Genomic DNA, 25724 nt, shown 5'->3' with positions numbered 1-25724 from the left:
CTCCCCGCCCGTCCCAGAGGCCTCCCTGCCCGTCCTAGAGGCGCCGACCCTCGCGCTTGCCGGGGCCGGGAGAAGGGGGTCGGCGACATTGCCGACGGCGGTGTTCGGCTACTGAGTCAAGCTGTCAGGTCGACCGAGAGTTGACAATACAGCTTCCTCTTCACAGGTCAGATGTGCGTTGAGGGATCTTCGATGTCATAAGGCAACCTCTTCAAGTGGGAGGCTATGACATATGACAATCCCGCCAGCAAGTGGCACACCGCAGGTCAGCGGCACTCTAACGCTGTGTCAGCGGGACACGCGGCCAAAATCCGAAAACCGGGCACAGTGATGATGGTGGATTGGACCGCCCCGGTGATCTTGGAGGCCGTTGGTTCTGGAAAGGATCTACGGCATGGCGAAGACGAGGGTCTACTCGGTTGAGTTGAGGCAGCGTGCGGTGGCGATGGTGCGGGAGGTCGAGCGTGAGCTCAGCGGGCCTGGTCGGGGGGCGATCGCCCGGGTGGCTAAGCATCTGGGGTTGAACGCCGAGACGGTGCGGCACTGGGTGCGGCAGGAGGATGCGGGGCAGCGTCCGTCGGGTGAGCGGGCGGTCGGGCCGGGGGCGGATAAGGACGCGCGGATCGCGGAGTTGGAGCGGGAGAACCGCGAGTTGCGTCGGGCGAACGACATTTTGAAGGCGGCGTCAGCTTTTATGCAGAGTCTGGGGTTATGCGGATCGGGCCGGTGAGCACGTTGTGGTTTGGTGGTCACCGGCCCGGCTGGGTCCGCATAATTACAGGTTCTCGAGGAAGGCGAGCAGGGTGTCGGGCGGGCGGTAGCGGCCCGGGGCGGTGTGTGCTGGTCGGGTGCGGGCGAGGGCGCGTTCTTTGAGTTCGAGGTCGGCGGACAGGTACATGTCGGTGGTCCGGCTGGACTCGTGACCGAGCCAGAGCGCGATGGTTGCGGTGTCCACTCCGGACTGGAGGAGTTGCATGGCGCAGCTGTGCCTGGTGACGTGTGGTGATATGCGTTTGGTGGCAAGGGAGGGGTGGGTTCGTGCCGCGGTGGCAGCGTGTTTGGCGATCAAGCGGCGGACTGTGTCACGCCCGATCGGAACGCCTCGGGGGCCGGGGAAGACCGGGGCGTCGGGTATGTCGGCGCACTCCTTGAGCCAGACCCGCAGGACCGCTCGGGTGTGGACGGTCAGGGGTGTGCAGCGATCCTTGCGGCCCTTGCCGGTGCAGTGCAGGTATCCACCAGCTCCAAGCTCGATGTCGTTGCGGCGCAGGGTGATCAGTTCGGACACACGTAGTCCGGTTTGGACGGCGAGGACCAGCAGCGCGTGATCGCGCCGCCCGGTCCGGGTGGAGCGGTCCGGCGCGGCCAGCAGCGCGTCGATCTCCGGTTGGGTGAGGTAGCAGACCAGGCCGCGGTGGCTGCGTTTGGTAGGGATGGCCAGCACCCGTTGGATGAGAGCGGCATGGTCGGGGTGGCGCAAGGCGGCGAAGTGGAAGAAGGACCGTAGGGCGGCCAGCCTGGCATTGCGGGTGGATATCGCGCAGCCGCGGTGGTGTTCCAGATGATCGAGGAACGCCCCGATCAGCGGCGCGTCCAGATCCTCAAGTTGCAGCTTGGCCGGCGGCGTTGCGGTGCTGCCGTGCACATAGCCCAGCAGCAACCGGAAAGTGTCCCGGTAGGCGGTTACGGTGTGCGGGCTGGCGTGCCGTTGGGTGATGAGCCGCTGGGTGAAGAACAATTCCAGGGTTGGTGCTAGGGCGGTCATGCCAACTCCCCTCGCGCGGTTTCGACCCGGCCAGACGCGGCGGCCAGCAGTTCCGGTGCCGCTGACAGGTACCAGTAGGTGGAGCGGGGGTTGACGTGCCCGAGGTAGGCCGATAGCAGTGGTAGCAGGGCCTGCACGTTCTCACCGTCGGCATACCAGCGCAGCAGCGTGGTCATGGCCATCGAGTGGCGCAGGTCACCCAGTCGTGGCCGGCGGCCCGAGCGCGGTCCAACGGCCGCGTGGCCGCGCAGCTCGGCGAACACTGCCCGCAGGTTGCCGGCTCGCAGCCGGGTGCCGGTTGTGGAGATGAAGAACCCAGGCGTGTGGGGGTGAGGGTAGAACCGGTCCCGCAGCCTGGCGTAGTCCTTGAGCGCGGTGACGGTGCTGGGGTGCAACGGCACCAGGCGCGACTTGCCGAACTTGGAGGTGCGCACGGTGAGCAGCCCGCTCGCGACGTCGACATCACCGCGGTCGAGGCGGATCGCCTCAGCCACCCGAAGCCCAGTGACTGCCAGCAACCCGATCAGCGTCTCCAGGGTGGCAGCGCGCAACGGGGAATACCGTTGCCCGGCTGCGGCCATGAGCGCGGTGATGTCGGCCGGCGAATACAAGAACGGCGTCGGCCTGCCCGGCCCACGCGGGATCAGGGCCCGTGGTGGGACCTCCGTGTTGGGGTTGTGGGCCTGCAGGTAGCGAGCGAATCCGCGCAGCACCCCCAACCGCTGAGCCCGCCAATTCGAGCGGGGGTTACTGGTGCTGATCGCCCAACACAGCGCCAGCTCGACGGTGACGTGATCGGCGCCGCGCGTTTCGGCGAAGGTGACGAACTCGGCCAGCAGACGGCCCGCGCGCTCCAGCTTGTAGCCCAGCGAGCGCCGCAAGGCCAGATAGTCGACCATGGCGGTCCGCAAAGTGCTCATGCTGCCGCCCCCGTCGGCCAGGGCTGGGCCAGCGTCCGCAGCCGCACCAGATCGACCTTGGCATACATCGCCGTTGCGGCCGCGCCGCGATGGCGCAGCACCTGGCCGATCTCGACCAACGACCCGCCCCGGCTCAGCATCTCGCTGGCCAGCGAACGCCGCAGACAATGCGGCGACACATACGGCAGATTCGCCTGCTCACAGGCCCGCGCGAGCACGCCACGGATCACACCGCTACCCGCCTGGAAGCCACCGGCCGGAGCGTAATGCCGCACGAACACCCGTCGGCTGTCGCTGGCCGGGCGACCATGCTGCAGATAGTCCACCATCGCCTGACCAACATCGGCCGGCAGCGGAAGCCAATCCCGCCGATTCCCTTTACCGCGCACCACGATCTGGCCGGCGCGCCAGTCGATGTCACCCAACTCCAGCGCGATCACCTCACCGGCGCGCAACCCCAACCGCGCCAACAACAACACGATGGCGCAATCTCGCCGTCCGATCGCTGTCGCGCGATCACAACCGTCCAGCAGGCGCCGCACCCATCCAGCAGGGACCGCCTTCGGCAGCGACGAATCCCACCCCGCAACCGACAGGACCGCCTGATCCAGCGCCACCCCGGTCAGACCCTCCCACCGCAGAAACCGCAGCAGCGACCGCAACGCCGACACCACCCCACGGGCAGCCGAGTGCCCCAACGGCTCACACGCTCGCGTCACAAAACCCGTCACGTCCGCGGCCGTCAACCCAGCCACATCCAGCCCATCCGGGCTCCGCCGCTGGGACAGGAATACTCCGGCCACCCGCGCATAGGCGCGGACCGTGCCCTCGACCAAGCCCCGTTCCCTGAGCAGATACACCCCGAACGCCGCCACCAGCGTTTCGACCGGGTCGGTGATCACCGGCGGCTGCGGCTCGCCGAGCACACCGACCCAACGCAGATAACCCACCAACGGCTCGGCCGACCGGCGCGTCCGCAAATACGAACTCCCCGCAGCCCGCCTCGCCTGGAAGAACGACTCGACCCGCTCCGTGGCCAACACAGCCACATCCAGGCCCTCCCACGCCAACCACCGGCTCACCTGCCCCAGCAACGCAACATGCCGGTTCGCCGCCGACGTCGAATAACCCAACCTGGCCAACTCGGCCCGGAACCCCGCCACATGGGTTGCCCACAACTCCAACCCACTCGACTGCATCGACATGCAACCTCCTGCCTCCGAACAACTCGAAGACAGAGACCGCCAACCAACCCAACGATTATGCGGAACCACCCATCCATCCCCACCACGGGTGAGCAGCCACAACGATCACTATCACAACCCCACGCCACATAACCGCGGGCTCTGCATAAAAGCTGTTATGCGGAATTCCGCATAACAGCTTTTTTCGCGCAGGAGATGAACCCGCGACCGCCGCTATGACCAGGTTCGTTGATGAGCGCCGTGACGAATACTCGGTGGAGAAGATCTGTGAGGTCATCGAGTTCCCCACATCGACCTACTACGCGGCGAAGAAACGTCAGACTCATCCGTCTCGTCGCGGTGTGACGGATGAGGACATGGTGGTCGAGATTCGTCGGGTATGGCAGAAGAGCGGGAAACGGTATGGGGCGCGCAAGGTGTATCGACAGTTGCGCCGTGAGGGCATCGAGGTGGCCCGGTGCACGGTGGAGCGACTGATGCGCCGGGAAGGCATGTCCGGGCTGGTGGCTACGCGTCGGCGGCCGCGGACCACCGTCCCGGGCGGTGCCGCTGGCCGGCCGACTGACCTGGTGGATCGGGACTTCCGGGCGCCGGCGCCGAACCAGCTGTGGGTCACCGACCTGACCTACGTGCCGCTGGCCGACGGCCGGTTCTGCTACACGGCGTTCGTCACTGACGCCTTCTCCCGCGCCATCGTCGGCTGGCAGGTCTCGGACTCGCTGCACACCGAACTAGCGCTCGACGCCCTGGAAATGGCGCTCGGTACCCGCCAAGACACCCTGTCCGCCGCGCTAGTACATCACGGCGACCGGGGTGTGCAATACACCGCGATCCGCTACGCGCAACGACTCGCCGACGCCGGAATCGCTCAATCGGTCGGCCGGAAAGGCGACTCCTATGATAACGCGTTGGCCGAGTCTGTCAACGCACTCTACAAGAAAGAGGCCATCGATCGACACGATTCCCTAAACGACACCCGTGACGTTATCCACGTGACAGCAGAATGGGTTTACTGGTACAATAACGAGAGGCTGCACTCCTGGTGCGACTACCGTCCACCACTGGAGTACGAACAGGTCTTCTGGCAAGGCCGACCCGTGCAGCCCCCGACAGCAGCGTGACAGGAGATCAGGTCTCCATCAAAGTCGGGGCAGTCCAAACCGACCACCCCGTCCCGCACCCCCATGCCGAAAAACCCGCCGGATCTGCGCACCTTCTCCCCGGCTGCCGCGGCGCGCGCGGACAGGGGCAGGACGACCGCCCTGCCCGCGCCTTAGCGCTGCCCCACGGGTCGCAGAGGCTCCGGAGTCAACGATCGCCGCGCCAACCCATACCCCACAGCACACCCCAACCACACCAGCGCGGCGACCGGCGAAACCGACGCCGAAGGCACCCTTGAAGCCGGAGAGGCGACCCCGCACAATGCGCGCCGCGGCCACCCGCCAACACCCCGAACTGCAACTCCCCGAGCCGAACCCCCAATTAGCAGCCTAACCCCGCCACTCCCCCAGCATCAGAACCATACGAATAACGCACTGTCAGGAGCGAAAGCAAAGCGTCCACACTCATCAGACAGGGATCCGCGGCGGCGGGGTATTCGTTGCCGAATACGATGGACCAGAGAGCGGATCGTTCACGAGAGCGACGCGTGCCACAGGGTTTGGGTGGTGTCGTCTGGGCCGGCGAGAAGGTAGAGCGTCGTGCCGACGGTGGTCGTGGCGGTTACCGGGCCGGTCGGGCCTGACATGGTGCGGGTGGCGTGGTCGGGTTGGAACAGTTTCACTTCGGCGCCGTCGTTGAAGACCTGGGCCAGGGTGCCGCCGATGTGGACCGGGGGGACCAGGTGGTCCTTGTCTCCTACGGCGACCGAGGGGACCTGCGGAACGCGGGCCCAGCCTTGCGTGCCCAGTTCCCAGAGGGCGAGTTTGCCGTCGACGCGGCCGGCGATGGCGCAGGTGTCGGTCCAGCAGCGGATTGACATGGCGGCGGAGCGGCCGGCGTCGGGGAGGGGCGTCACGGTCCAGCCGGTGATGCCGGAGGTGGAGCGCCAGAGGACGGGGCGTTGGACGCCGGAGGCGAGTTGCCAGCCGGCGATGAGGATGCTGGGGCCGAGGTTGGTTGCGGCGATGGGGAAGTTGAGGGTGTCGGGGGTGCTTTCCAGGGCGGTGCCGGCGGAGTCGCGGCGGGACCAGGAGTCGCCGTCGGCGGTCCACACCGCGGCGTCGAGGCCGGTGCGGGCGCTTTGCCAGGTTCCGACCAGGGCGGGGCCTACGGTCGTCTGGACGGCGGCGATCATCTCGCCGGCGCCGTAGCCGCCGAAGGTGCTGAACGCCTGCAGGTGTTCGGCGACGCCGGTGGCGGCGGAGCCGAGCCAGGCGCTCCAGCGGACGTTGCCGTGGGCGCCGCCGCGTTCACCGCCGAGGCCCACGATATGGGTGCCGTCGCTGGCGATGGAGTACCAGGCGGCCTCCTTGGCGTACGGGGTTTCGGGGCGCACGGCGACCTCGGTGGTGGTGCCGGACGCGTCGAGGCGGAGTAGGCCCGGGCGTTTGTCGTGGCGCACGCCGACGAGCAGGGCGTCACCGTCCGCCGCGAGCACCAGCGGGGCGCCGGACACGTCGACCCGGGTGAACGCCACACCCTCGGTACCCCCGGGTGGAGTGCCGCCGGCTCCGCTGCAGCCCGCGACCGTGAGGGCGGCCAGCATTACCGAGAGGAACCGAACCGGCATGCCAGCCAGTATCCACGGTTACCGCATGTAGCCGTGTTTCACGAGGCGTTTGGCGGCTTCGGCGTACAGAGCCGGGTCGGTGGGGGCGAGCGTGGCCAGGCCGTCGACGTAGCGGTTGTACATGCAGAACGCGGCTGCGATCAGCACCGTGTCGTGGATCTCGAGGTCGGTGGCGCCCTCGGCGCGGGCGGCGGCGACGAGGTGGGAGGTGACCTTGCGGCCGTCGGCCTGCACGGCGCCGGCGATGCGCAGCAGCGCGCGGAGCTTCTCCGAGACCGGCGCGGTCTCGAGGTCCGCGCGCACCTGCTCGACCAGCGGCATGCCGCCGTCGAGCTGAGCGGCGGCGAACGCGGAGTGCGACGAGGCGCAGAAGTTGCACTCGTTGAGCCCGGAGACATAGCCGGCGATCAGCTCGCGCTCGCCCGGGGACAGCGTCGGGTGCGGGTCGCGGAGCAGCACCTCGGCCAGCTCTTCCAGCGGTTTGGCGGTCTCCGGCCGGTACTTCAGCGGCCCGTTGATCCCCGGGTAGATCTCCTCGTCCACACCGAGTTCGATGTGCGCCATCAGCCCCTCCTCCTGTCCGCACGGATCAGGCCCATCGTCCAGCACAAACTGGCCGCTCGACCACTTCTGCAGTGCGCGCCGTCAGTCCGGGGAGTTCCAGAGCGTGACGTAGATCGGCGGGCGGAAGCGGGACGGGGGCACGCCGGCGCCGGGTTTGCGCATGACCCGCATCGCGGTGGCGGTGTGCAGGAAGTGGAGGAACTTGTCGGCGGCGGTGGAGCGCCGCTCAGGTGGCAACGCCGTGGCGTACCAGGTGGTTTCGACCGGGGTGATCGAGGTGTCCACGACGCGCAACTCGCCGCGGCGGACCCGTTCGGAGACCAGGTGGGCGATCGCCGGGGCGACGCCGGCGCCGTCCGCGGCAGCGGCCCAGGCGGCGGTCTGGTTGGGGAACACTCGGGTTTTGGCCTCGTTGACGTGCAGCCGGCGGAGCAGTCGCGCGCAGTCGCTGTCCGGGTCGGTGACCGACGGGTCGACCAGCCACGGCCATCGGTCGGGCGGGCCGTGCGGGAGCGTGGAGCCGGACGCGACCAGGATCAGCTGCGCGCGGAACACCGGTTCGCTGTGCAGCTCGCTGGTGCGGTCCGCGCCGAGGTTCGGCCCGATCGCCACGTCGGCGAACCGGTTTCCCACCAGCACCGGCATCTCGTCGCTGGCCGCCACCCCGGACGAGGTCTCGATCTTGCGGCCGCTCTGCTCGGCGAACGTGTCCACCAGCGGCGGCGCCACGAACTCGACGACCGCGCTGCTGGCCACGACCCGCAGCTGCTCGGGGGCGCCCTGGCCGGCGCGCACGGCGGCCTCCGCGTCGGCGCCGAGCGAGACCATCTGCGAGGCCACCGGGAGCAGCCGGGTGCCGGCAGGGGTCAGCCGCATGCCGGTACCGGCCCGTTCGATGAGCGGGTCGCCGAGGTGCTGGCGCAAGGCACTGAGTGCTTGCGAGACGGCCGGCTCGCTCACCCCGAGCGCGCCGGCCGCCGCCTTCACCGACCCGAGTCTCGCCACCAGGACGAACGTGCTCAGCTGCGTGAGCGTCATGGCGAGCATTCTGGCCCACAATCGCCGAGCCATGATCAGACCGTTAACCCATCGCTTAACCCGGCGTTGTAAGCCACCCGTGACCACGCCAGGATTCCGGCATGCAGGTTCCTGCCCCGTTCCAGTACGAGAAGGCGACCAGCGTGGAGCACGCGCTCACGCTGCTCGCCAGATACGGCCCCGAGTCCCGGGTGGTGGCCGGCGGGCACAGCCTGCTGCCGATGATGAAGCTGCGGCTGGCCCACCCCGAGGCGCTGATCGACATCAACGACCTCACCGAGCTGTCCTCGATCGGGTTGGACGGCAGCGATCTGAGCATCGGCGCCATGGTCCGGCACGCCGACCTGCTGGCCTCAGCGGTGGTCGGCGAGCACTTCCCGATCCTGCGCGACGCCGAGAAGATGATCGCCGACCCGGTGGTGCGCAACCGCGGCACGGTCGGCGGCTCGCTCTGCCAGGCGGATCCGTCCGAGGATCTCTCCGCGGCGTTCGCGGCGCTGCGGGCCCGGCTCGTCGTGCAGGGGCTGGACGGCCGGCGGGAGATCGACGTGCGCGACTTCTTCGTCGGGCCCTACCAGACCGCGCTCGACGACGGCGAGCTGCTGCTGGAGATCCGGGTTCCGGTCCGCCCGCAGGCCAGCGCCTACGAGAAGGTGGAGCGCCGGGCCGGGGACTGGGCGGTGGCCGCGGCCGCTGCGGTGCTGGAGATCTACGACGACCGGGTGATGGACGTGGGCATCGGGCTGGCCGCGGTCGGCGCGGCGGGGTTCGTGGCCCGGGAGGCCGAGGACAACCTGCGCGGCGCTCCGGTGTCCGACGAGCGGTTCGTCGAGGCCGGCCGGATCGCCGCCGAGAACTGCAATCCGAGCGCGGACCAGCGCGGACCCGTTGACTACAAACGCCATCTGGCCGGCGAGCTCACCACGCGGGCGCTGCGCCGGGCCGCCGCGCGCGCCCTGGGACAGGAGGCCTGACGTGCAGATCACCATGACGGTCAACGGGCAGGAGCACACCCACGACGTGGAGCCGCGGCTGCTGCTGGTGCACTACCTGCGCGACACGCTCGGGCTCACCGGCACGCACTGGGGCTGCGACACCTCGAACTGCGGGGTGTGCGTGGTGCACCTGGACGGGGTGCCGGTGAAGTCCTGCACGGTGCTCGCGGTGATGGCCGACGGGCATGAGGTGACCACCGTGGAGGGGTTGGGGTCGGGCGCCGAGTTGGACCCGGTGCAGCAGGGTTTCGTTGCCTGCCACGGGTTGCAGTGCGGCTTCTGCACGCCGGGGATGATGCTGACCGCGCGCTGGCTGCTCGACCGCAACCCCGATCCGTCCGAAGCGGACATCCGCGAGGCGATCTCCGGGCAGCTCTGCCGGTGCACCGGTTACGAGAACATCGTGCGCTCCGTCCGGTGGGCCGCCGAGCACGAGGCCCCCGCTGCGGAGAACCCGGTCCACGTGACGGAAGAGGTAGGAGCATGAGCGGGCCGGCGGTGTCTGGACTGACGAGCAGCGCAGGGAGCGAGGAACGAGCGACCGAGCAGCGCAGGAAGGAAGACACCGCGTCAAGGCCCGCGCACGCGAGCGGAGCGAGCCGAAAGGACGCAGCATGACCGCACTCGATGAAACCCCCGCCGGCTTCGGGTCCATGCGGCGCAAGGAGGACGCCCGGTTCATCCGCGGCCGCGGGACCTATGTGGACGATGTGAAGCTGCCCGGCATGCTGCACGCCGCGGTGCTGCGCAGCCCGTTCGCGCACGCCCGGATCGTGTCCATCGACACCACCGGCGCCGAGGCGCATCCCAAGGTGAAGGCCGTGATCACCGGCGCCATGCTGGAAGGTCTCGGCCTGGCCTGGATGCCGACGCTGTCCTACGACACCCAGGCGGTGCTGGCCACCGACAAGGTTCGGTTCCAGGGCCAGGAGGTCGCCTTCGTGGTGGCCGAGGACCGGTACGCGGCACGGGACGCGCTGGCGCTGATCGACGTCGAGTACGAGCCGCTGCCCGCGGTGATCGACGCGCGCCGGGCGCTGGACGAGGACGCCCCGGTGATCCGGGACGACAAGGAGAACCAGACCGACAACCACATCTTCGACTGGGAGGCGGGGGACCAGGCCGCCGCCGACGAGGCGTTCGACAGCGCGGATGTGGTGGTGCAGCAGGACATTCTGTACCCGCGGGTGCACCCGGCGCCGCTGGAGACGTGCGGCACCGTGGCGGACATGGACCCGGTGACCGGCAAGCTCACCGTGTGGTCGACCACCCAGGCGCCGCACGCGCACCGGACGCTCTATGCCATGGTGGCCGGCATCCCGGAGCACAAGATCCGGATCATCTCGCCGGACATCGGTGGCGGGTTCGGCAACAAGGTGGGCATCTACCCCGGGTACGTGTGCGCGGTGGTCGGCTCCATCCTCACCGGGAAGCCGGTGAAGTGGATGGAGGACCGCTCGGAGAACCTGATGACCACCTCGTTCGCCCGCGACTACCACATGCGCGGCGAGATCGCGTCCACTTCGGACGGAAAGATCCTTGCCGTGCGGGTCAGGGTGATCGCCGACCACGGGGCGTTCAACGGGACCGCGCAGCCGACCAACTTCCCGGCCGGGTTCTTCCACGTGTTCACCGGTTCCTACGACCTGCGCGCGGCGTACTGCGAGGTCATCGGCGTCTACACGAACAAGGCGCCGGGCGGGGTGGCCTACGCCTGCTCGTTCCGGGTCACCGAGGCGGCCTACCTGGTGGAGCGCATGGTCGACCTGCTGGCCCGCGAGCTCGACGTGGATCCGGCGGAGCTGCGGCTGCGCAACCTGTTGCGGCCGGAGCAGTTCCCGTACACCTGCCCGACCGGCTGGGAGTACGACTCCGGCGACTACCCGCGCGCGCTGCGGCTGGCCATGGACCTCGCCGGCTACGAGGAGCTGCGCGCGGAACAGGCGGCCAAGCGCGAGCGCGGTGAGCACATGGGGATCGGGATCAGCTTCTTCACGGAGGCGGTCGGCGCGGGGCCGCGGCGGCACATGGACATCCTCGGCCTCGGCATGGCCGACGGCGCGGAGCTGCGCGTGCACCCGACCGGCAAGGCGGTGCTGCGGATCTCCGTGCAGTCCCAAGGGCAGGGCCACGAGACCACGTTCGCCCAGATCGTCGCGGAGGAGCTCGGGATCAGCCCGGACGACGTCGAGGTGGTGCACGGCGACACCGACCAGACGCCGTTCGGCCTCGGCACCTACGGCTCGCGCTCGACCCCGGTGTCCGGCGCGGCGACCGCCGTGGTGGCCAGGAAGGTGCGGGACCGCGCCAAGATCGTGGCCTCGGCCATGCTCGAGGTCTCGCCGGACGACCTGGAATGGGAGAAGGGCCGCTGGTTCGTCCGCGGCGACCAGACCGCGGGCAAGACCATGGCCGAGATCGCGCTGGCCGCGCACTCGAACCTGGAGCTGCCCGAGGGCGTCGAGGGGCACCTGGACGCGACCTGCGTGTACAACCCGCCCAACCTCACGTTCCCGTTCGGCGCCTACATCTGCGTGGTGGACGTGGACACCGGCACCGGGCAGGTGAAGGTGCGGCGGTTCATCGCGGTGGACGACTGCGGTGTGCGGATCAACCCGATGATCGTCGAGGGGCAGGTGCACGGCGGCCTGGCCGACGGTATCGGGATGGCGCTGATGGAGGTCATCGCGTTCGACACCGACGGCAACTGCCTCGGTGGGTCCTTTATGGACTACCTGCTGCCCACGTCGATGGAGTGCCCGTCCTGGGAGCTGGGCGAGACGGTCACACCGTCGCCGCACCACCCGATCGGCGCGAAGGGGGTCGGCGAGTCGGCCACCGTCGGGTCGCCCGCGGCGGTGGTCAACGCGGTGATGGACGCGCTGAAGCCGTTCGGGGTGAAGCACGCGGACATGCCGCTCACCCCGGCCGCGGTGTGGTCGGCCATCCAGGGCCGTCCACTTCGGACGGACTTGGCGATCTGATGATGGACGTGCTCGTCCGAGCGGACGACCTGCGCACCGGCCGAACCCCGTTCGTGCTGGCGACGGTGGTCCGCGCGGAACGGCCGACCAGCGCGAAGCCAGGCGACCGCGCGCTGGTGCTGCCGGACGGCACGGTCGAGGGATTCGTCGGCGGAGACTGCGCCGAGTCCACAGTCCGGGCACAAGGCCTGCGGCTGCTGGAAACCGGCGCGTCCACGCTGTTGCGGATCACTCCGACCGAAGGCGCCGAGACCGTCTCCGAGGGTCTCGTCGTCGTCGGAAACCCGTGCCTGTCCGGCGGTTCACTGGACATCTTCCTGGAGGCGATGCTTCCTCCCATGCTCGTGTACGTCTTCGGCGACGCACCGGTGGCGCGCGCGCTGGTCGAGGTGGGCACCGCCCTCGGCCACGACGTGCACCTCCGCGCCGACTCCACAGGGGCACTGCCGGCCGATCTAGGGGCGGTGGTGGTGGCTTCGCACGGCCGCGGCGACGAACGGTCGGTCCTCGCCGCGGCCGTGCGGGCCCGGGTGCCCTACGTCGGCCTGATCGCCAGCCGCCGCCGGGGTTCCGCGGTGCTCGCGGAGTTGGACGTGCCGGACGAGCAGCGCGCCCGGATACACACCCCGGCCGGGCTGGACATCGGCGCCCGCACCGCGGCGGAGATCGCACTCTCGGTGTATGCCGAGATCATCGCCGAGCGTCCCCGAACCGGCGCCACGCCCACGGCGCACGCCGACCACCACGATCACGCGGCGTGCCACGCGCATGAGTGACCTCGCCGAGCTGGTGCCCGACGTCGCCACCCTGCGCGCGGGGCTCGCGACGTCCGGCTACCTCGCGGGCGACGCGCTGGCCACGGCGCTGCTGCTGTCCGTCCGAATGGGACAGCCGATCCTGCTGGAGGGCGAGCCCGGCGTCGGCAAGACCGAGGCGGCCCGGGCGTTGTCGTCCACCTTGGACACCGTGCTGATCCGGTTGCAGTGCTACGAAGGCCTGTCCTCGGCGGAGGCGCTGTACGAGTGGAACTACCCGCGGCAGCTGCTGGCCATTCGGCTGGCCGAGGCGCGCGGCGAGGCGTTGCGCGACGCGGACCTGTTCAGCGAGGAGTACCTGCTGGCGCGGCCGCTGCTGGCGGCGATCACGCATCCCGGCCCGCGGCCGGCGGTGCTGCTGATCGACGAGGTGGACCGGGCCGACGACGAGTTCGAGGCGTTCCTGCTGGAGCTGCTGGCCGACGCCGCGGTGACCATCCCCGAGCTGGGCACCCGGCGGGCCGTGCTGCCCCCGGTCGTCGTGCTGACCTCCAACCGGACCCGCGACCTGCACGACGCGCTCAAGCGCCGCTGCCTCTACCACTGGATCGCCTACCCGGAGACCCAACGGGTCGCGGAGATCATCCGGCGCCGGGTGCCGGCCGCGTCAGGATGGCTCGCCGAGCGGGTCGCGGTTGCCGTGCACCGGTTGCGTGGCCTGCCGTTGACCAAGCCGCCGGGCGTGGCCGAGGCGATCAACTGGGCGAACGCGCTGCACGTGCTCGGTCTGTCCACACTGGACGAACTGGCCGTGGAGAGCACGCTGGGTGCGGTGTTGAAATACCCGGAGGACGTGGAGACCGTGCGGGCAGGTGAGCTTTCGGCGTTGGTGCGCAATGCCTGAGCGTGCCGCAGGAAAGCAACGTCACGTTGCCACCCTGGAGGGAAAGCAACGTCACGTTCACTCCCACGATGGAAAGCAACGCCACATTGCTTCCCTCCCCGACCTCGCCGCCGTGTTCGGTTCGCGGCTGCGCGCCGCCGGGGTGCCGGTGAACCCCGAGCGCTCCGCCCGGTTCGCCGAGGCGATCATCGTGGTGAACCCCTGCACTACCAAGGAGTTGTACTACTGCGCGCTGGCCACGCTGGTGAGCGATCCGGACCAGGTGCCCACGTTCGACGCGGTGTTCGCCGCCGTGTTCGAGGGCCTGGTGGATCCCGCCGGGCAGCGCGGGCAGAGCCGACCAGTTGGCGCGGTGGCCGGCCCGAAGGGAACGGCGCCCCGCCCGGACGCGACCCGGGCGGGGCGCCAGGACCCCGAGCGCGAGCTGGCCACCCCAATGCTGGCCAGCGCCGGAGAACGGTTGGCCGGAAAGGACTTCGGCGACCTGACCGCCGAGGAGCTGGCGCTGCTGGCCGGGCTCATGCGCCGGTTCACGCTGAGCACGCCGGTGCGCCGCTCCCGCCGGCACCGCCCGGCCCCGCACGGCCCGCGGGTGGACCTGCGCGGCACGCTCGCCCGCGCCCGGCGCACCGGCGGGCACCCGCTGCGCCTGGTCCGGTTCGCGCCGAAACCCAAGCCGCGCAAGCTGGTGGTGCTCTGCGACATCTCCGGCTCGATGGCCCCGTACGCCCGCGCCATGATCCAGTTGCTGTACTGCGCGGCCGGCGGCGCCCGCGCCGAGGTGTTCACGTTCGCCACCCGGCTGACCCGGCTCACCCGCGAGCTCGCCCGGGTGCGCCCCGCGGTGGCCCTGGAGCGGGCCGGCCGGATCGCCCCCGACTGGTCCGGCGGCACCCGCATCGCCGGCGCCCTCGCCGAGTTCCTGCGCTCCCACGGCCGCCGCGGCCTCGCCCGCGGCGCGGTCATCCTGATCATCTCCGACGGCTGGGAGACCGGCGACCCCGCCGACCTCGCCACCCAGCTCGCCGCACTGTCCACAATGGCGCACCGGATCGTCTGGGCCAACCCGCGCGTCGCCCGCGCCGGCTACCGCCCCCTGGCCGGCGGCATGGCGGCCGCCTGGCCCTACTGCGACGCCGTGGTCAGCGCGCACAGCCTGGACGCCCTCGACGACCTCACCGCCGCTCTTGCGGACACCTGAATTGCCCTGAAGGCCACGCGGCCTTCAGGGCATTCAAGTCGTCCGTGGTTACCCGCAGTCCTCCTGGCACACGATGGACTTCACGGCCGGCCACATCTCCCCGTTCGTGAGCGGTCCCCTGTCGTCGGACGAACGCTCCGCGTACTTGTACATCTTGTTCCGGAAGGCGAACATGGTCACTTTGTCCATGAGGAGCACGGACGTGATTCCCGTCGGTGCGGGTGCGCTGTTCAGCCGGGGGTACCGGGTGAGGACGTCGTCGATCTTCCCCTCGATCCGGTGGGCGTTCGGGTCGGCGGTACGGACGTAGGTGATCACCTTCCCCTTGGCGAAGAAGTAGAACGTGGCGCTGTCGGAGGTGTAGTCGGCGCAGACGCACGCGTCGATCTTCCGCGCGAACTCCGTTCCCTTCAGTTTCGGCCACCGCTCCTCGAGCGTGCCGGATTCCAGGCTGGTATCGCCGGCCGTGTCCGTTCGCACGCAGTCGGTGTCACTGAAGCACCAGAAACCCTCCTGCTTCCCGAGCGCGGGCGTCCACGCGATCGAGTCCACGTGGTCACTGAACTTCCTCTCGAGAGCCCGCCAGCGGCCCGGGCACTTGAACGGCCGCCCGTGCTCCATGACGGTCTTACCGTCCTTCGAAATCTTGGCGGACCATTTGCCGCTGGTAAGCCAGATTCCACCGCCCCACTCGACCGACGAGTCGATGAGGTTCTCGAAGGGCGTGGTACCTTGGAGCGCCTCGGATCCCACCGGTTGCTTCATCCGCGTCATTTCTCGGCTCCTTCCCAGACAAAGGGCCCCGACGGCCCGCCCACCTGTCTACTCGGGACGGTCGGCGGCCGGAAGGCTGCGGCGGGTACACCACACGATCGTTGTCGCGATCTCACGGAAAGTCGCATGTGCGGTCACTCCTGACCGTGGCTTTACCCTTTCGGGGGTGCCACTCAGCGACGCTGTAACCCCTCGAGCATCATCCGGGTTCCCGTCGACATCCACCGCTGGCGCAGCTCGGCGGACATCTCCGCGGACGCCGAGCGGCGCATGACGTCGAACATGATGGCGACGAGGGCCTGGCCGGCGATCTCGGTGTCGATGTCGGGACGGAGAAAGCCCTTGGTGATGCCGTTGCGCAGGAGTTGTTCGGTGTAGCCGAGGAAGCCGTCGAGGGCGAGGCCGAGGCGGGTGGGATCGGTGGCCTGGCGGTAGAGGAAGCGGATCAGGTAGGGCTGGCGGTCCTGGAGGGCGAAGAGTCGCAAATAGACACGTTCGATCTGGGCGTGGAACTCGGCCAGGGTGTTGCTCGACGAGGGATCCTCCTCCTCGAGCACGGACTGGCCGATCCGGCGCACCGCCAGGTCCATGGCCTGGCCGACGATGTCCTTCTTGTTCTCGAAGTAGCGGTAGAACGTGCCGTGGCCGATGCCCAGATCGGTGGCGATGTCGGCGATTCCGGCCTCGTGATAGCCCTTCTCGGCGAACACCCGCGCCGCCGCGTCCAGGATCTGCTCGCGCCGGCGGGCCGCCGCACCGCCATCGCTGCTGGTCACGACCGCATGATACGACGTGATGGGGAATTCTCGAGGGAAGGCGCAGCGCGGGACATGACGTGTTGCATCAGCGTGATGAGGACCTGCTTGGTGGACTCGCGCTGCCGGGCGTCGCAGAGCAGCATAGGAACCTCGGCCTCGAGGTCGAGCGCGTGCTGGACCTCGGCGACGTCGTAGGGCTGCCGGCCGTCGAAACAGCTCACCCCGACCACGAACGGAATGCCGCGGCGCTCGAAGAAGTCGATGGCGGCGAAACAGTTGTCCAGCCGGCGGGTGTCGGCGAGCACCACCGCGCCCAGGGCGCCGCGCGACAGCTCGTCCCACATGAACCAGAACCGGTTCTGGCCGGGCGTGCCGAACAAGTACAGCACCAGCGCCGGGTTGATGGTGATCCGGCCGAAGTCGAGCGCCACGGTCGTGGTGGTTTTGCCTTCCACGTCCCGGAGATCGTCCACGCGGCGCTGGTTTCGGTGATCACCTCTTCGGTCCGCAGCGGGGCGATCTCGCTGACCGTGCCCACCATGGTGGTCTTCCCGACGCCGAACCCGCCGGCGACCAGGATCTTGACCGAGACCGCGTCAGAGGTTGCGGATCCCATTGAGCACCTTCTGCATCATGTCCAGGTCCGGAGTGGCCGGCTGCCAGCTCGACCGAAATATGATGAAGTTGCGCCCGATCAGGTCGCTGATCAAAACCTTGGCGACCCCCAGCGGCAGGTCGAGGTGCGCGGCCACCTCGGCCACCGAGGACGGGTTCGTGCACACCCGCAGCACGTCGGCGTGCTCGGGCTCGACGAACGGGATGTGGTTCTCCGGATCGACGGCCACCACCAGCGTGATCAGATCGAGGTCGTAGCGGGCGGGCCGGGTGCGCCCGCCGGTGACCGCGTACGGCCGTACCAAGGGACCGGCGGCGTCGTCGTACCACGCCTCCTGCGTCTCGGTCACGGTGCGTGCCCGCGCGGCGCCGTGGACAGCCATGCGCCGACCCGGGCCACCATCAGGTTCGTCTCGTAGGCGAGCATCCCCAGGTCGGCGTCCTCGGTGGCGATCAGCGCCAGGCACGCGCCCGCGCCGGCGGCGGTGACCAGCAGGAAGGCGTGCTCCATCTCCACGATGGTCTGCCGCACCTCGCCGCCGCCGAAGTGCCGCCCGGCGCCCCGGGACAGGCTCTGGAACGCCGACGCCACCGCGGAAAGGTGCTCGGCGTCCGGAATGGACATGTTGCGGGAGCGGGCCATCAGCAACCCGTCGGCGGACAGCACGACCGCGCGGTCCGCCCCGGCCGCGCGGTCGATCAGCCCGTCCAGCAACCAGTCCAGCTCAGCCGTGCCAGCTCGCACCGTCATGCCCGCCCTCACCTCCACCCGCTCCGTTCGTCGACCGCCCCTGCCTGGTGCCCTGCTGGAACGCCGACATCGATCTGCGCAGCCGCTCCGACCGGCGGATTAGTTCACCCTCGTCAACCGTCGGCGGGGTGGCGGGGCTCCCCTCCGGCAACGCACCGGTGAGCTGCGGCGCGAGGTTCGCCTGCCGTTCCCGGCGGGGCAGCGGCGGCTTGACCGCACCCGCCCCGCCGACCATCCGGGTGCCGTTGCGCACCGGCTCGAACTGTTGCGGCACCGCGGGTTCCGCGACCGGCTCGGCGTTCGCCGGCCCGGTGGCCACCAGCCGCCCGGCCGGGATCAGCACGATCGCCCGGGAGCCGCCGAAGTCCGAGTCCCGCAGCGACACCTTGATGCCGTGCCGCTCGGCCAGCCGGGCCACCACGAACAGGCCGACCCGGGACTCCGTGGACAGCGCCATCACGTTGAAGTCCGGCGGGTGGTGCAGCATCGCGTTGAGCTGCTCCAGCAACTCCTGCTCCATACCCAGGCCCTGGTCCTCGATCTCCACCACGACCCCGCGGCCGACGACGTGGCCGCGAACCTCCACAGTGGAATCCTTGGGCGAGAACTCGGCACCGTTGTCGATCAGCTCGGCCAGCAGGTGCACGATGTCCGCCACCGCGGTGCCGATCACCGACACCTCGGGGATCTGCGTGGTGACCACCCGGGTGTACTGCTCGGTCTCGGCGATGGCGCTGCGCACCACGTCCCGCAGCGGGATCGGGTTGCGCCACTGCCGGCCGGGCTGCTCGCCGGCCAGGATGATCAGGTTCTCGGCGTTGCGCCGGCTGCGGGTGGCCAGGTGGTCGAGCTGGAACAGGGTCTGCAGCTGGTCGGGGTCGTCCACCGAGCGCTCCGCCTGGTCCAGCAGCTTGAGCTGGCGGTGCACGATCACCTGGCTGCGCCGGGCGATGTTCAGGAACACCGCGCGAACCCCTTGCCGCGTCTCGGCTTCCCGCACCGCCGCGCTGATCGCGCTGCGCTGCGCGGCGTTGAACGCGTCGGCGACCTGGCCGACCTCGTCGCCGCCGTAGTCCAGCTTGGCGACCTGCTTCTCCACGTCGATCGGGTTGCCGGCGCGGATGCTGGCCATCAGCTGCGGCAGTCCGGTGTGGACCATGTCCAGGGTCTCCCGGCGCAGCCCGCGCAGCCGCCGGACCAGACGGCGGGACAGCCGCAGCGCGATCACGATGGAGATCAGGGCAATCAGCAGGATGGAGGCGCCGGCGACGATCGAGGCCAGGAACGTGGAGCTGCCCCGGCCGGTGGCCAGCGACGCCGCGTGCCGGGAGTGCGACTGGTACAGCGCCATCAGCGCCTCGCCCACCTGCTGCGCGCCGTTCTGCCAGGTGGGCACGTCGAACGTGGGCTTGGCGAACGTCGGTCCGCGGAACATCAGCGCGTTGTCCCCGGCTACCAGCGCGCTCCACCCCGGGGTCTTCTTCAGCGCGGCGTAGGCGTCCTTCTCCGGCGCGGTCATCCGCGGCACCACGGACTCGACCTGCTCGTGGTACATGCCGAGCTGGTGGGCGAGCTCGTGGAACTGTGTGCCGTCCACGCCGGAGGCCACCGCCTTGGCCGCCATGGCGTGCGAGCGCGACATGGCCTCGGCCGACTTGAACAGGTCGTAGCTGATCATCTGCTCGAACGCGACGTCCGCGTCCGAGGCGGACCGGGCGATGCCCTGGATCACCACGCCGCACAGGTCGAGCAGGTCGTTGTAGTTGTGGTAGGCCTTCCAGGCGTCGATCACGCCGCCGTCGACCTGCTGGCGCATGGCCGGCAGCCCGTGCGTCGCTTCGGTGAGCCGGGTGAGCGCGCCGCGCAGGTCCTCGGGGGCGCCGTCGGAGATCCGGTTGGCGGCGTTCTCCAGGTCGGTCATGGTCTCGTTGACGCGGGAGCGCTGCGTCTCCAGATCCTGCACGCTGGTGCCGCCCTGGGATCCCAGGGAGCGCAGCATGGTGAGCCGGCGCTCCTCCTGGGTGCTGGTCACGAACCGGGAGATCGGCTCGTACGCGGCGTGGACGTCGCCGGCGAATCCGCTTACCGCCAGGCCCTGTCTGACCAGGTACGCGGACGCCACCGCGCCGACGATCACGACCGCGATGCTCGGTACGAGCGCGATGAACAGCACCTGGGTCCAGATGGTGGTGCCCTTGCGCCGCGGCTGCTGTGCGCGCATCCAGGTGTCCCGACGCCTTTCTGCTCCGGTAGCCGTCCACAGAGCGGGATTGAGCTCTCCCCGAGCCCAAGCGATCATGTGAGATTAGGGAGACACCACCTTATCGTCAACAAGATCGAGCGAATCCCTAAGAATATGACGTTCCGTCGTTAGGGGATTAGGGGATCGGCCCCGCGTGTTCCCCGCATGCACCCCCACCCGGTTGCGGGGTAACCCGCGCAGGTCTAGCGTGCCCGTGACTGAACCGTCATTCCGCGCTCGATGCGCAGCGAGGAGCGCTGGTGATCGACCAACGAACCCCAGCCCGCCAGCGTGCGCTGCTGACCAGCGCGGAACGGTGGAGAGCCGCGACCCGGGCCATGCCCCAGGCCTGAACCGTGGTTCCGCGACGTTGCCGCCGGTATGACCTGCCGGCGGCGACGCGTCGCGCTTTTCTGCGTTGTTGTCACGCCAGTATTTACATTTACGGCTAAATAGGAGCACGATGCCGAACCCGCACGCGTCGCCGGACCAGGACGATTCCCCGACCCCGGCGGAGCGCGACTCGCGGGCCCGCATTCGCCGCCGGGGGCTGCTCGCGTTCGCCGTCGCGGCGCCCACGCTGACCGTCGCCGTGCGGCTCGGCATGGGCGCGGACGCGGCGCCCCTGCCGACCGGGCTGCCCAGCCTGCCGGGCCTGGCGGACTTCGTCGACCTCGGCGACCTGCTGACCACGATGGCGCTGCCCACCTCGCGCCTACTGGTCCTGGAGGTCACCCCGGAGAACCGGGTCGTGTTGCAGTTGCCGCGCGCCGAGGTCGGCCAGGGCATCAGCACCGCGATCGCGATGCTGGTCGCCGAGGAGCTGGACGCCCGGCTGTCCGATGTGGACACCCCGCTGGCGGATGCCCGGCCGGCGCTGCTGTTCAACCAGATGACCGGCGGTTCCAACTCGGTCCGCTCGCTCTACGAACCGGTGCGGGCGATGGCCGCGCAGGCCCGCGCCCGGCTGGTCACCGCCGCCGCCCAGCTCTGGAAGGTCCGGGCGGACACGCTGATCACCCGCGACACCAAGGTGATCGCGCCGGACGGCCGCACCGCGACGTACGGCTCGCTGTCCGCGTCCGCGGCCAAGATCGCCGCGCCGGCCGTGCCGGACAAGCCGAAGCCGGCGACCAAGCACAAGGTCATCGGCCGCCCCACCACCCGGCTCGACGCCCGCGACCTGGTCACCGGCAAGGCGAAGTACGCCCTGGACCTGGCGGTGCCCGGCGCGCTGCCGGCGGTGGTCCGGCGCCCGCCGACGATCGGCGGCACCGTGGTCTCGGTGGACGACTCCGCGGCCCGCGCGATGCCCGGCGTGGTCGCGGTGGCGGCGATCCCCACCGGCGTCGCGGTCGTCGCTTCGACGTTCGGCGAAGCCATCGCCGCGAAGGACGCGCTGAAGGTCACCTGGGGCAAGGGCCCGGTCGACCAACTGTCCGATGAGGACATACGAAGGAACCTGCGCGCGGCGACGCTGCCGCTGGGGCCGCTGTCCTCGCTCACCCCGCACATCGACGCGGAGTTCGACTTCGCGTTCGTGCCGCACGCCCCGATGGAGACCAACTCCGCGGTGGCCGACGTACGGCCGGACCGGGCCGAGATCTGGGCCGGGCTGAAGACGCCGATCATCGCGCAGGAGACCATCGCCAAGGAGGTCGGCCTGCCGGTCGACAAGGTGACCGTGCACGTGACCCGCGGCGGCGGCTCGTTCGGCCGGCGGCTCTTCTTCGACGGAGCGCTCGAGGCGGCTCAAGTGTCCAAGAAGGTCGGCCGGCCGGTGAAGCTGATGTGGACCCGGGTAGACGACATCCGGCACGGCCGGGCCCGGGCGGCCACCCACCACAAGATCCGGGTGACGCACCTGGCCGGGCAGGTGCTCTCCTACGAGCACCGGGTGGCCAGCGTCGAGACCGACTTCCGCACCGGTGCGGGCGAGGCGCTCTCCGCGGCGTTCGCCAACCTGCTGCCCCCGGCCTTCCCGCAGGCGGTGTTCGCACTCACCGAGAAGGTGCCGTACAACTTCGGCCTGGTCACCGAGTTGCTGAACGAGGTGCCGCTGCGGATGAACACCGCGAGCTGGCGCTCGGTGTACTCGGCGACCGTGCGGGCGTCCGAGGAGATCATGGTCGACGAGGTGGCGCGGCGTCTCGGCCAGGACCCGCTGGCGTTCCGCCGCGCGGTGCTGAAGTCGGCGCGGGGTAAGGCGGTGCTCGACTGGGTGGCGAAGAACGGCAAGTGGGGTCGTTCCCTGCCGGCCGGACACGCGCAGGGCGTGGCGTATCACGAGGAGTACCAGTCCTGCACGGCCTGCCTGGTGGAGCTGGACGCCACGGACCGGAAGAACCCGCGGGTCACCCGGGCGGTGATCGCCGCAGACGTCGGCCGGCCGATCAACCCGCGGGGGGTGGAGGCGCAACTGCTCGGCGGGCTCACCGACGGGATCTCCACGATCCTCACCGCCGGCGTGCACATCCAGAAGGGCCTGCCGCTGGAGGGCACGTTCTCCCAGTTCCACTACGCGCGGCAAAGGAACATTCCGTCCCAAGTGGACATCCACGTCATGCCGGCGAACGGCGAGCCGGGCGGCGCGGGCGAGCTCGGCGTGCCCGCGGCCGCCGCCGCCGTGGCCAACGCCTACGCCCGGGCCACCGGCACCAGCCCGCGCAGCTTCCCCATCAACTTCCCGGTCGACTTCGAACCGTTGCCGCGATAGGAGAACTTCGTGCCCCGCTACACGATGACGGTGAACGGGAAGGCCGTGACCGTCGAGGCACCGGCCGACATGCCGCTGCTCTGGGTGCTGCGTGACAAACTTGGCATCACCGGCCCGAAGTACGGCTGCGGCGTCGGCGTGTGCCGGGCCTGCACGTCCCACGTGGACGGTGAAGAGGTCCAGCCGTGCGTGACCCCGGTCGCCGACTGCGCCGGCCGGGCGGTCACCACGATCGAGGGGCTGGCCAAGGGAAACACGCTGCACCCGGTGCAGCAGGCCTGGCTCGACGAGGACGTCGCCCAGTGCGGCTTCTGCCAACCCGGCCAGATCATGGCCGCGGTGGCGTTATTGAAGCGCACCCCCAACCCCACCGACGAGGACATCGACAAGATCGAGAACGTGTGCCGCTGCGGCACCTACTTCCGCATCCGGCAAGCGATCAAGCGGGCGGCCGGCGCCCAGTGATGCCCTGAAGGCCGCCTTCAGGACGTTCAACGCCCTGAAGGTCACCTTCATGGCATTGCCACCCCAAGGAGGACCACTTGTCCACACACCAGCGGATCCTGCTCGCCGTCCTCGGCCTGGTCGCGTTGATGGCGCTAACCGTGACCGCCGTATGGGCAGCACCCCCACCGCCACCGAGCGCAGCCGTCACGCTGGCCTGGGGCACATTCGAGCGGTTCACCCCGTCGGCCACCGCCGTCACCTACTCGCCTTCGCTGGTCCCCGAGGACGCCCGGATCTCGGTGGTCAGCGTCTCCGGCCCACACGGCACCCTGCTCATCCTGGCGCCGCACGGCCTCCTGCCCAACCGCGAGTACGGCGCGCACGTGCACGCCCGGACCTGCGGGGCGTTGCCGTCGGACTCCGGGGCGCACTTCCAGAACGTGCCGGACCCGTTCCAGCCCTCGGTCGATCAGGCGTATGCCAACCCGGCCAACGAGATCTGGCTCGACTTCACCACCGACGCCGCCGGCAACGCCATCGCATCGTCCACAGTAGACTGGACGTTCGCCGGCCGGGACGCGCACTCCGTGGTCATCCACGAGCACCACACGCACACCGGTACTGGCCAGGCCGGCACCGCCGGCTCCCGCCTCGCGTGCCTCAAAGCGAACTTCAAATAATACTCCAAAAGGCGCAACCTAGGGGATTCCCGGTGCCCTAGCGTCCGGGGTCGAATGGTCCGGCACCTCGCGCGGACCCACGATCTCCGGGAGACCCCATGCGCCTGCGTCGCCTCACCACGGCGGCGGCCTGTGCCGCCCTCGTGGCGTCCCTGTTCGGGGCGACCACCGCTCAAGCAGCACCCGTACCCGACGGTCTGCGCCTCATCGCCACCCACGAGTCCGTCCTCGCCACCCACTACTGGTACACCCAGACCCTTAACGGACATACCGTCCTCGGCGGTTATTACGCCCGCCACGTCGACAAGGCCACCGACGCCGAAACCATCGACGACGGCCGCGTGCCGGTATCCGGTTTCGCCGCCTCCGCCACCCCCCAGATCGCCGCCTCCCAAGCCGCGGGGGCCGCGCCGGGCTCCATCCGCCGCAACGAGCTGGCGGTATCCCGCGACGGAAAGCTCGTCTACTCGGTGGTCTCCGACGCCGGCCACGGCTCCGTCCGTACCCTTGTCGACGCCGCCACGGGTTCCGTCCTCTCCTCGGAAAGCCTGATCAAGAACGTCGACGGCACCGGCCGCGTCTTCTCCCCCAACCCCGTCGCCACCCTCCAGAACGAGAACCTCGTCGACGACAACGACCGCAACTCCGCCGTCCCCGACTCCGCCTACAAGTCGGTCCGCCTGACCAACCTCGACGGCTCCGGCTTCCTCCACGGCTCCTTCGCCACCATCATCGACCCCCGCGGCCAGCAAGCCCGCTCCCGCACCAACGACTTCAACTACAGCCGGCGCAGTGACTTCTTCGAGCAGGTGATGTCCTACTACAGCATCACCGAATCGGAGAAATACATCCAAGGCCTCGGCTTCAACGACGTCAACAACGAGCCCCAGGATGTCACCACGACGGGCTTCACCGACGACAACTCCTTCTACGACCCCGAAGTCGACGGAATAACGTTCGGCACCGGCGGCGTAGACGACGCCGAAGACGCCGAAGTAATCTGGCACGAATACGGCCACGCCATCCAAGACGCCCAAGTCCCCGGCTTCGGCACCACAATCGAAGCCGGCTCCATCGGCGAAGGCTTCGGCGACTGGTGGGCCATGATCATGTCCGCCCCCGTCCAACGCGACACGGCGGTGACCCCCTTGGCCTGCATCGCCGACTGGGACAGCGTCTCCTACACCGACACAACGCCACACTGCCTCCGCCGCACCGACGAAAACCTCACTGTCGCCGACTTCAACGGCGAAGTCCACCACGACGGCCAAGTCTGGTCCCGCGCCCTCTTCGACATCTTCAACTCCCTGGGCCGCAACAAGTCGGCAAAGTTGATCCTCGAATCCCAGTTCTCCTACCGCCCCGACACCACCATGGCCGCCGCCGCCAACGTCACCGTGTCCATGGCCCGAGCAATGTTCGGCGCCCGCGACGCCCGTGCCGTCACCGCCGCCTTCCACGCTCGCGGCATCATCTAACCTAGGAGTATGGCCGACAGACCGCCGCCGCCACGAAGGGTGTTCATTTCACACACCTCCGAACTGCGAGAACACGGCTTCGTGGCGGCGGCTGAGTCGGCCATCGGCAGCGCAGGCGACAGCGTTTCCGACATGAAGTACTTCCCCGCTCGCGACGCACCAGCGGCCCAGGTCTGCCGAGAGGCCGTCCAAGAGGCCGAC

Annotated in this window: 23 protein-coding genes and 2 pseudogenes; 13 read left to right on the top strand and 12 right to left on the bottom strand. The window is 69.4% G+C overall.

Going from position 1 to position 25724, the window contains the following annotated elements; translation table 11 throughout:
- Positions 1 to 394: 394 nt before the first annotated feature.
- A complete protein-coding gene (locus tag VGR06_RS22545) occupies positions 395 to 730 on the top strand; it encodes a transposase (protein WP_327561094.1) in 336 nt (111 codons plus the stop codon).
- A 45-nt stretch (positions 731 to 775) separates the two neighbouring features.
- Here VGR06_RS22545 and VGR06_RS22540 read toward each other — a convergent pair whose 3' ends face one another.
- Genes VGR06_RS22540 through VGR06_RS22530 form a run of 3 tightly spaced genes read right to left on the bottom strand, consistent with a single transcriptional unit; the run spans position 776 to position 3890 of the window.
- Positions 776 to 1765, bottom strand: a complete 990-nt coding sequence (locus VGR06_RS22540; protein ID WP_327561093.1) for a tyrosine-type recombinase/integrase — start codon at positions 1763 to 1765, stop codon at positions 776 to 778.
- Positions 1762 to 2685 (bottom strand): tyrosine-type recombinase/integrase, encoded by a 924-nt coding sequence (locus tag VGR06_RS22535; RefSeq protein WP_327561092.1) that lies wholly within the window; start codon positions 2683 to 2685, stop codon positions 1762 to 1764. Before VGR06_RS22535 ends, VGR06_RS22540 begins: the two co-directional genes overlap by 4 nt.
- Positions 2682 to 3890 (bottom strand): tyrosine-type recombinase/integrase, encoded by a 1209-nt coding sequence (locus VGR06_RS22530; protein WP_327561091.1) that lies wholly within the window; start codon positions 3888 to 3890, stop codon positions 2682 to 2684. The genes VGR06_RS22535 and VGR06_RS22530 overlap by 4 nt, the downstream gene beginning before the upstream one ends.
- Before the next feature lie 215 nt (positions 3891 to 4105).
- Between VGR06_RS22530 and VGR06_RS22525 the strand changes: the two genes are divergently transcribed.
- Positions 4106 to 5011 (top strand): IS3 family transposase, encoded by a 906-nt coding sequence (locus VGR06_RS22525; RefSeq protein WP_327561090.1) that lies wholly within the window; start codon positions 4106 to 4108, stop codon positions 5009 to 5011.
- 512 nt (positions 5012 to 5523) lie between these two features.
- On the opposite strand, the gene VGR06_RS22520 is transcribed toward VGR06_RS22525, so the two are convergent.
- From VGR06_RS22520 to VGR06_RS22510, 3 genes are all read right to left on the bottom strand, one after another.
- The gene (locus tag VGR06_RS22520; RefSeq protein ID WP_327561089.1) at positions 5524 to 6621 is read right to left on the bottom strand and encodes a hypothetical protein; all 1098 of its coding nucleotides are present in this window, start codon (positions 6619 to 6621) and stop codon (positions 5524 to 5526) included.
- An 18-nt stretch (positions 6622 to 6639) separates the two neighbouring features.
- Positions 6640 to 7185 carry a carboxymuconolactone decarboxylase family protein gene (locus VGR06_RS22515; protein ID WP_327561088.1) on the bottom strand — a complete coding sequence of 182 codons (546 nt, stop codon included), beginning with the start codon at positions 7183 to 7185 and terminating at the stop codon, positions 6640 to 6642.
- A gap of 81 nt (positions 7186 to 7266) precedes the next feature.
- Complete coding sequence (locus VGR06_RS22510) at positions 7267 to 8223, bottom strand: LysR family transcriptional regulator (protein WP_327561087.1); 957 nt, start codon at positions 8221 to 8223, stop codon at positions 7267 to 7269.
- 101 nt (positions 8224 to 8324) lie between these two features.
- Here VGR06_RS22510 and VGR06_RS22505 point away from each other — a divergent pair, with 101 nt between their 5' ends.
- From VGR06_RS22505 to VGR06_RS22480, 6 genes are all read left to right on the top strand, one after another.
- Complete coding sequence (locus tag VGR06_RS22505) at positions 8325 to 9197, top strand: xanthine dehydrogenase family protein subunit M (RefSeq protein ID WP_327561086.1); 873 nt, start codon at positions 8325 to 8327, stop codon at positions 9195 to 9197.
- A 1-nt stretch (position 9198) separates the two neighbouring features.
- Complete coding sequence (locus VGR06_RS22500; RefSeq protein ID WP_327561085.1) at positions 9199 to 9705, top strand: (2Fe-2S)-binding protein; 507 nt, start codon at positions 9199 to 9201, stop codon at positions 9703 to 9705.
- Positions 9706 to 9832: 127 nt separating this feature from the next.
- Positions 9833 to 12202, top strand: a complete 2370-nt coding sequence (locus VGR06_RS22495; RefSeq protein WP_327561084.1) for an aerobic carbon-monoxide dehydrogenase large subunit — start codon at positions 9833 to 9835, stop codon at positions 12200 to 12202.
- A 2-nt stretch (positions 12203 to 12204) separates the two neighbouring features.
- Complete coding sequence (locus tag VGR06_RS22490) at positions 12205 to 12978, top strand: XdhC family protein (protein ID WP_414637311.1); 774 nt, start codon at positions 12205 to 12207, stop codon at positions 12976 to 12978.
- The gene (locus VGR06_RS22485) at positions 12971 to 13861 is read left to right on the top strand and encodes a MoxR family ATPase (RefSeq protein WP_327561082.1); all 891 of its coding nucleotides are present in this window, start codon (positions 12971 to 12973) and stop codon (positions 13859 to 13861) included. The genes VGR06_RS22490 and VGR06_RS22485 overlap by 8 nt, the downstream gene beginning before the upstream one ends.
- A gap of 112 nt (positions 13862 to 13973) precedes the next feature.
- Positions 13974 to 15062 (top strand): vWA domain-containing protein, encoded by a 1089-nt coding sequence (locus VGR06_RS22480; RefSeq protein WP_327561081.1) that lies wholly within the window; start codon positions 13974 to 13976, stop codon positions 15060 to 15062.
- A 48-nt stretch (positions 15063 to 15110) separates the two neighbouring features.
- On the opposite strand, the gene VGR06_RS22475 is transcribed toward VGR06_RS22480, so the two are convergent.
- The 6 genes and pseudogenes from VGR06_RS22475 to VGR06_RS22450 form a co-directional block, all read right to left on the bottom strand.
- Positions 15111 to 15836 carry a hypothetical protein gene (locus VGR06_RS22475; RefSeq protein ID WP_327561080.1) on the bottom strand — a complete coding sequence of 242 codons (726 nt, stop codon included), beginning with the start codon at positions 15834 to 15836 and terminating at the stop codon, positions 15111 to 15113.
- A 173-nt stretch (positions 15837 to 16009) separates the two neighbouring features.
- Positions 16010 to 16612, bottom strand: a complete 603-nt coding sequence (locus VGR06_RS22470; protein ID WP_327561079.1) for a TetR/AcrR family transcriptional regulator — start codon at positions 16610 to 16612, stop codon at positions 16010 to 16012.
- Positions 16609 to 17210 (bottom strand): annotated as a pseudogene (locus tag VGR06_RS22465) (GTP-binding protein). The gene VGR06_RS22470 and the pseudogene VGR06_RS22465 overlap by 4 nt, the downstream one beginning before the upstream one ends.
- Positions 17191 to 17559: a DUF742 domain-containing protein gene (locus VGR06_RS22460; protein ID WP_327561078.1), complete on the bottom strand. Its 369-nt coding sequence runs from the start codon at positions 17557 to 17559 to the stop codon at positions 17191 to 17193. The pseudogene VGR06_RS22465 and the gene VGR06_RS22460 overlap by 20 nt, the downstream one beginning before the upstream one ends.
- Positions 17556 to 17960, bottom strand: coding sequence for a roadblock/LC7 domain-containing protein (locus VGR06_RS22455; protein ID WP_327561077.1), 405 nt, complete (start codon positions 17958 to 17960; stop codon positions 17556 to 17558). The genes VGR06_RS22460 and VGR06_RS22455 overlap by 4 nt, the downstream gene beginning before the upstream one ends.
- Positions 17935 to 20181 (bottom strand): nitrate- and nitrite sensing domain-containing protein, encoded by a 2247-nt coding sequence (locus tag VGR06_RS22450; RefSeq protein WP_327561076.1) that lies wholly within the window; start codon positions 20179 to 20181, stop codon positions 17935 to 17937. The genes VGR06_RS22455 and VGR06_RS22450 overlap by 26 nt, the downstream gene beginning before the upstream one ends.
- Positions 20182 to 20665: 484 nt before the next feature.
- Here VGR06_RS22450 and VGR06_RS22445 point away from each other — a divergent pair, with 484 nt between their 5' ends.
- The 5 genes and pseudogenes from VGR06_RS22445 to VGR06_RS22425 form a co-directional block, all read left to right on the top strand.
- Positions 20666 to 22918, top strand: coding sequence for a xanthine dehydrogenase family protein molybdopterin-binding subunit (locus VGR06_RS22445; protein ID WP_327561075.1), 2253 nt, complete (start codon positions 20666 to 20668; stop codon positions 22916 to 22918).
- 9 nt (positions 22919 to 22927) lie between these two features.
- Positions 22928 to 23383, top strand: coding sequence for a (2Fe-2S)-binding protein (locus VGR06_RS22440; protein WP_327561074.1), 456 nt, complete (start codon positions 22928 to 22930; stop codon positions 23381 to 23383).
- A 77-nt stretch (positions 23384 to 23460) separates the two neighbouring features.
- Entirely contained in the window at positions 23461 to 24045 is a 585-nt protein-coding gene (locus VGR06_RS22435) for a superoxide dismutase (protein ID WP_327561073.1), read from the top strand.
- Between the two features lie 98 nt (positions 24046 to 24143).
- Positions 24144 to 25523, top strand: coding sequence for a M36 family metallopeptidase (locus tag VGR06_RS22430; protein WP_327561072.1), 1380 nt, complete (start codon positions 24144 to 24146; stop codon positions 25521 to 25523).
- A 9-nt stretch (positions 25524 to 25532) separates the two neighbouring features.
- A pseudogene (locus VGR06_RS22425) lies at positions 25533 to 25724 on the top strand (hypothetical protein); the annotation flags it as partial.

This window comes from Actinophytocola sp. (assembly GCF_036002505.1).
Classification (GTDB): Bacteria; Actinomycetota; Actinomycetes; order Mycobacteriales; family Pseudonocardiaceae; genus DASYTH01.
Note: the sequence above shows the minus strand (reverse complement) of the source record. Positions and strands in the feature narration are given on the sequence as shown.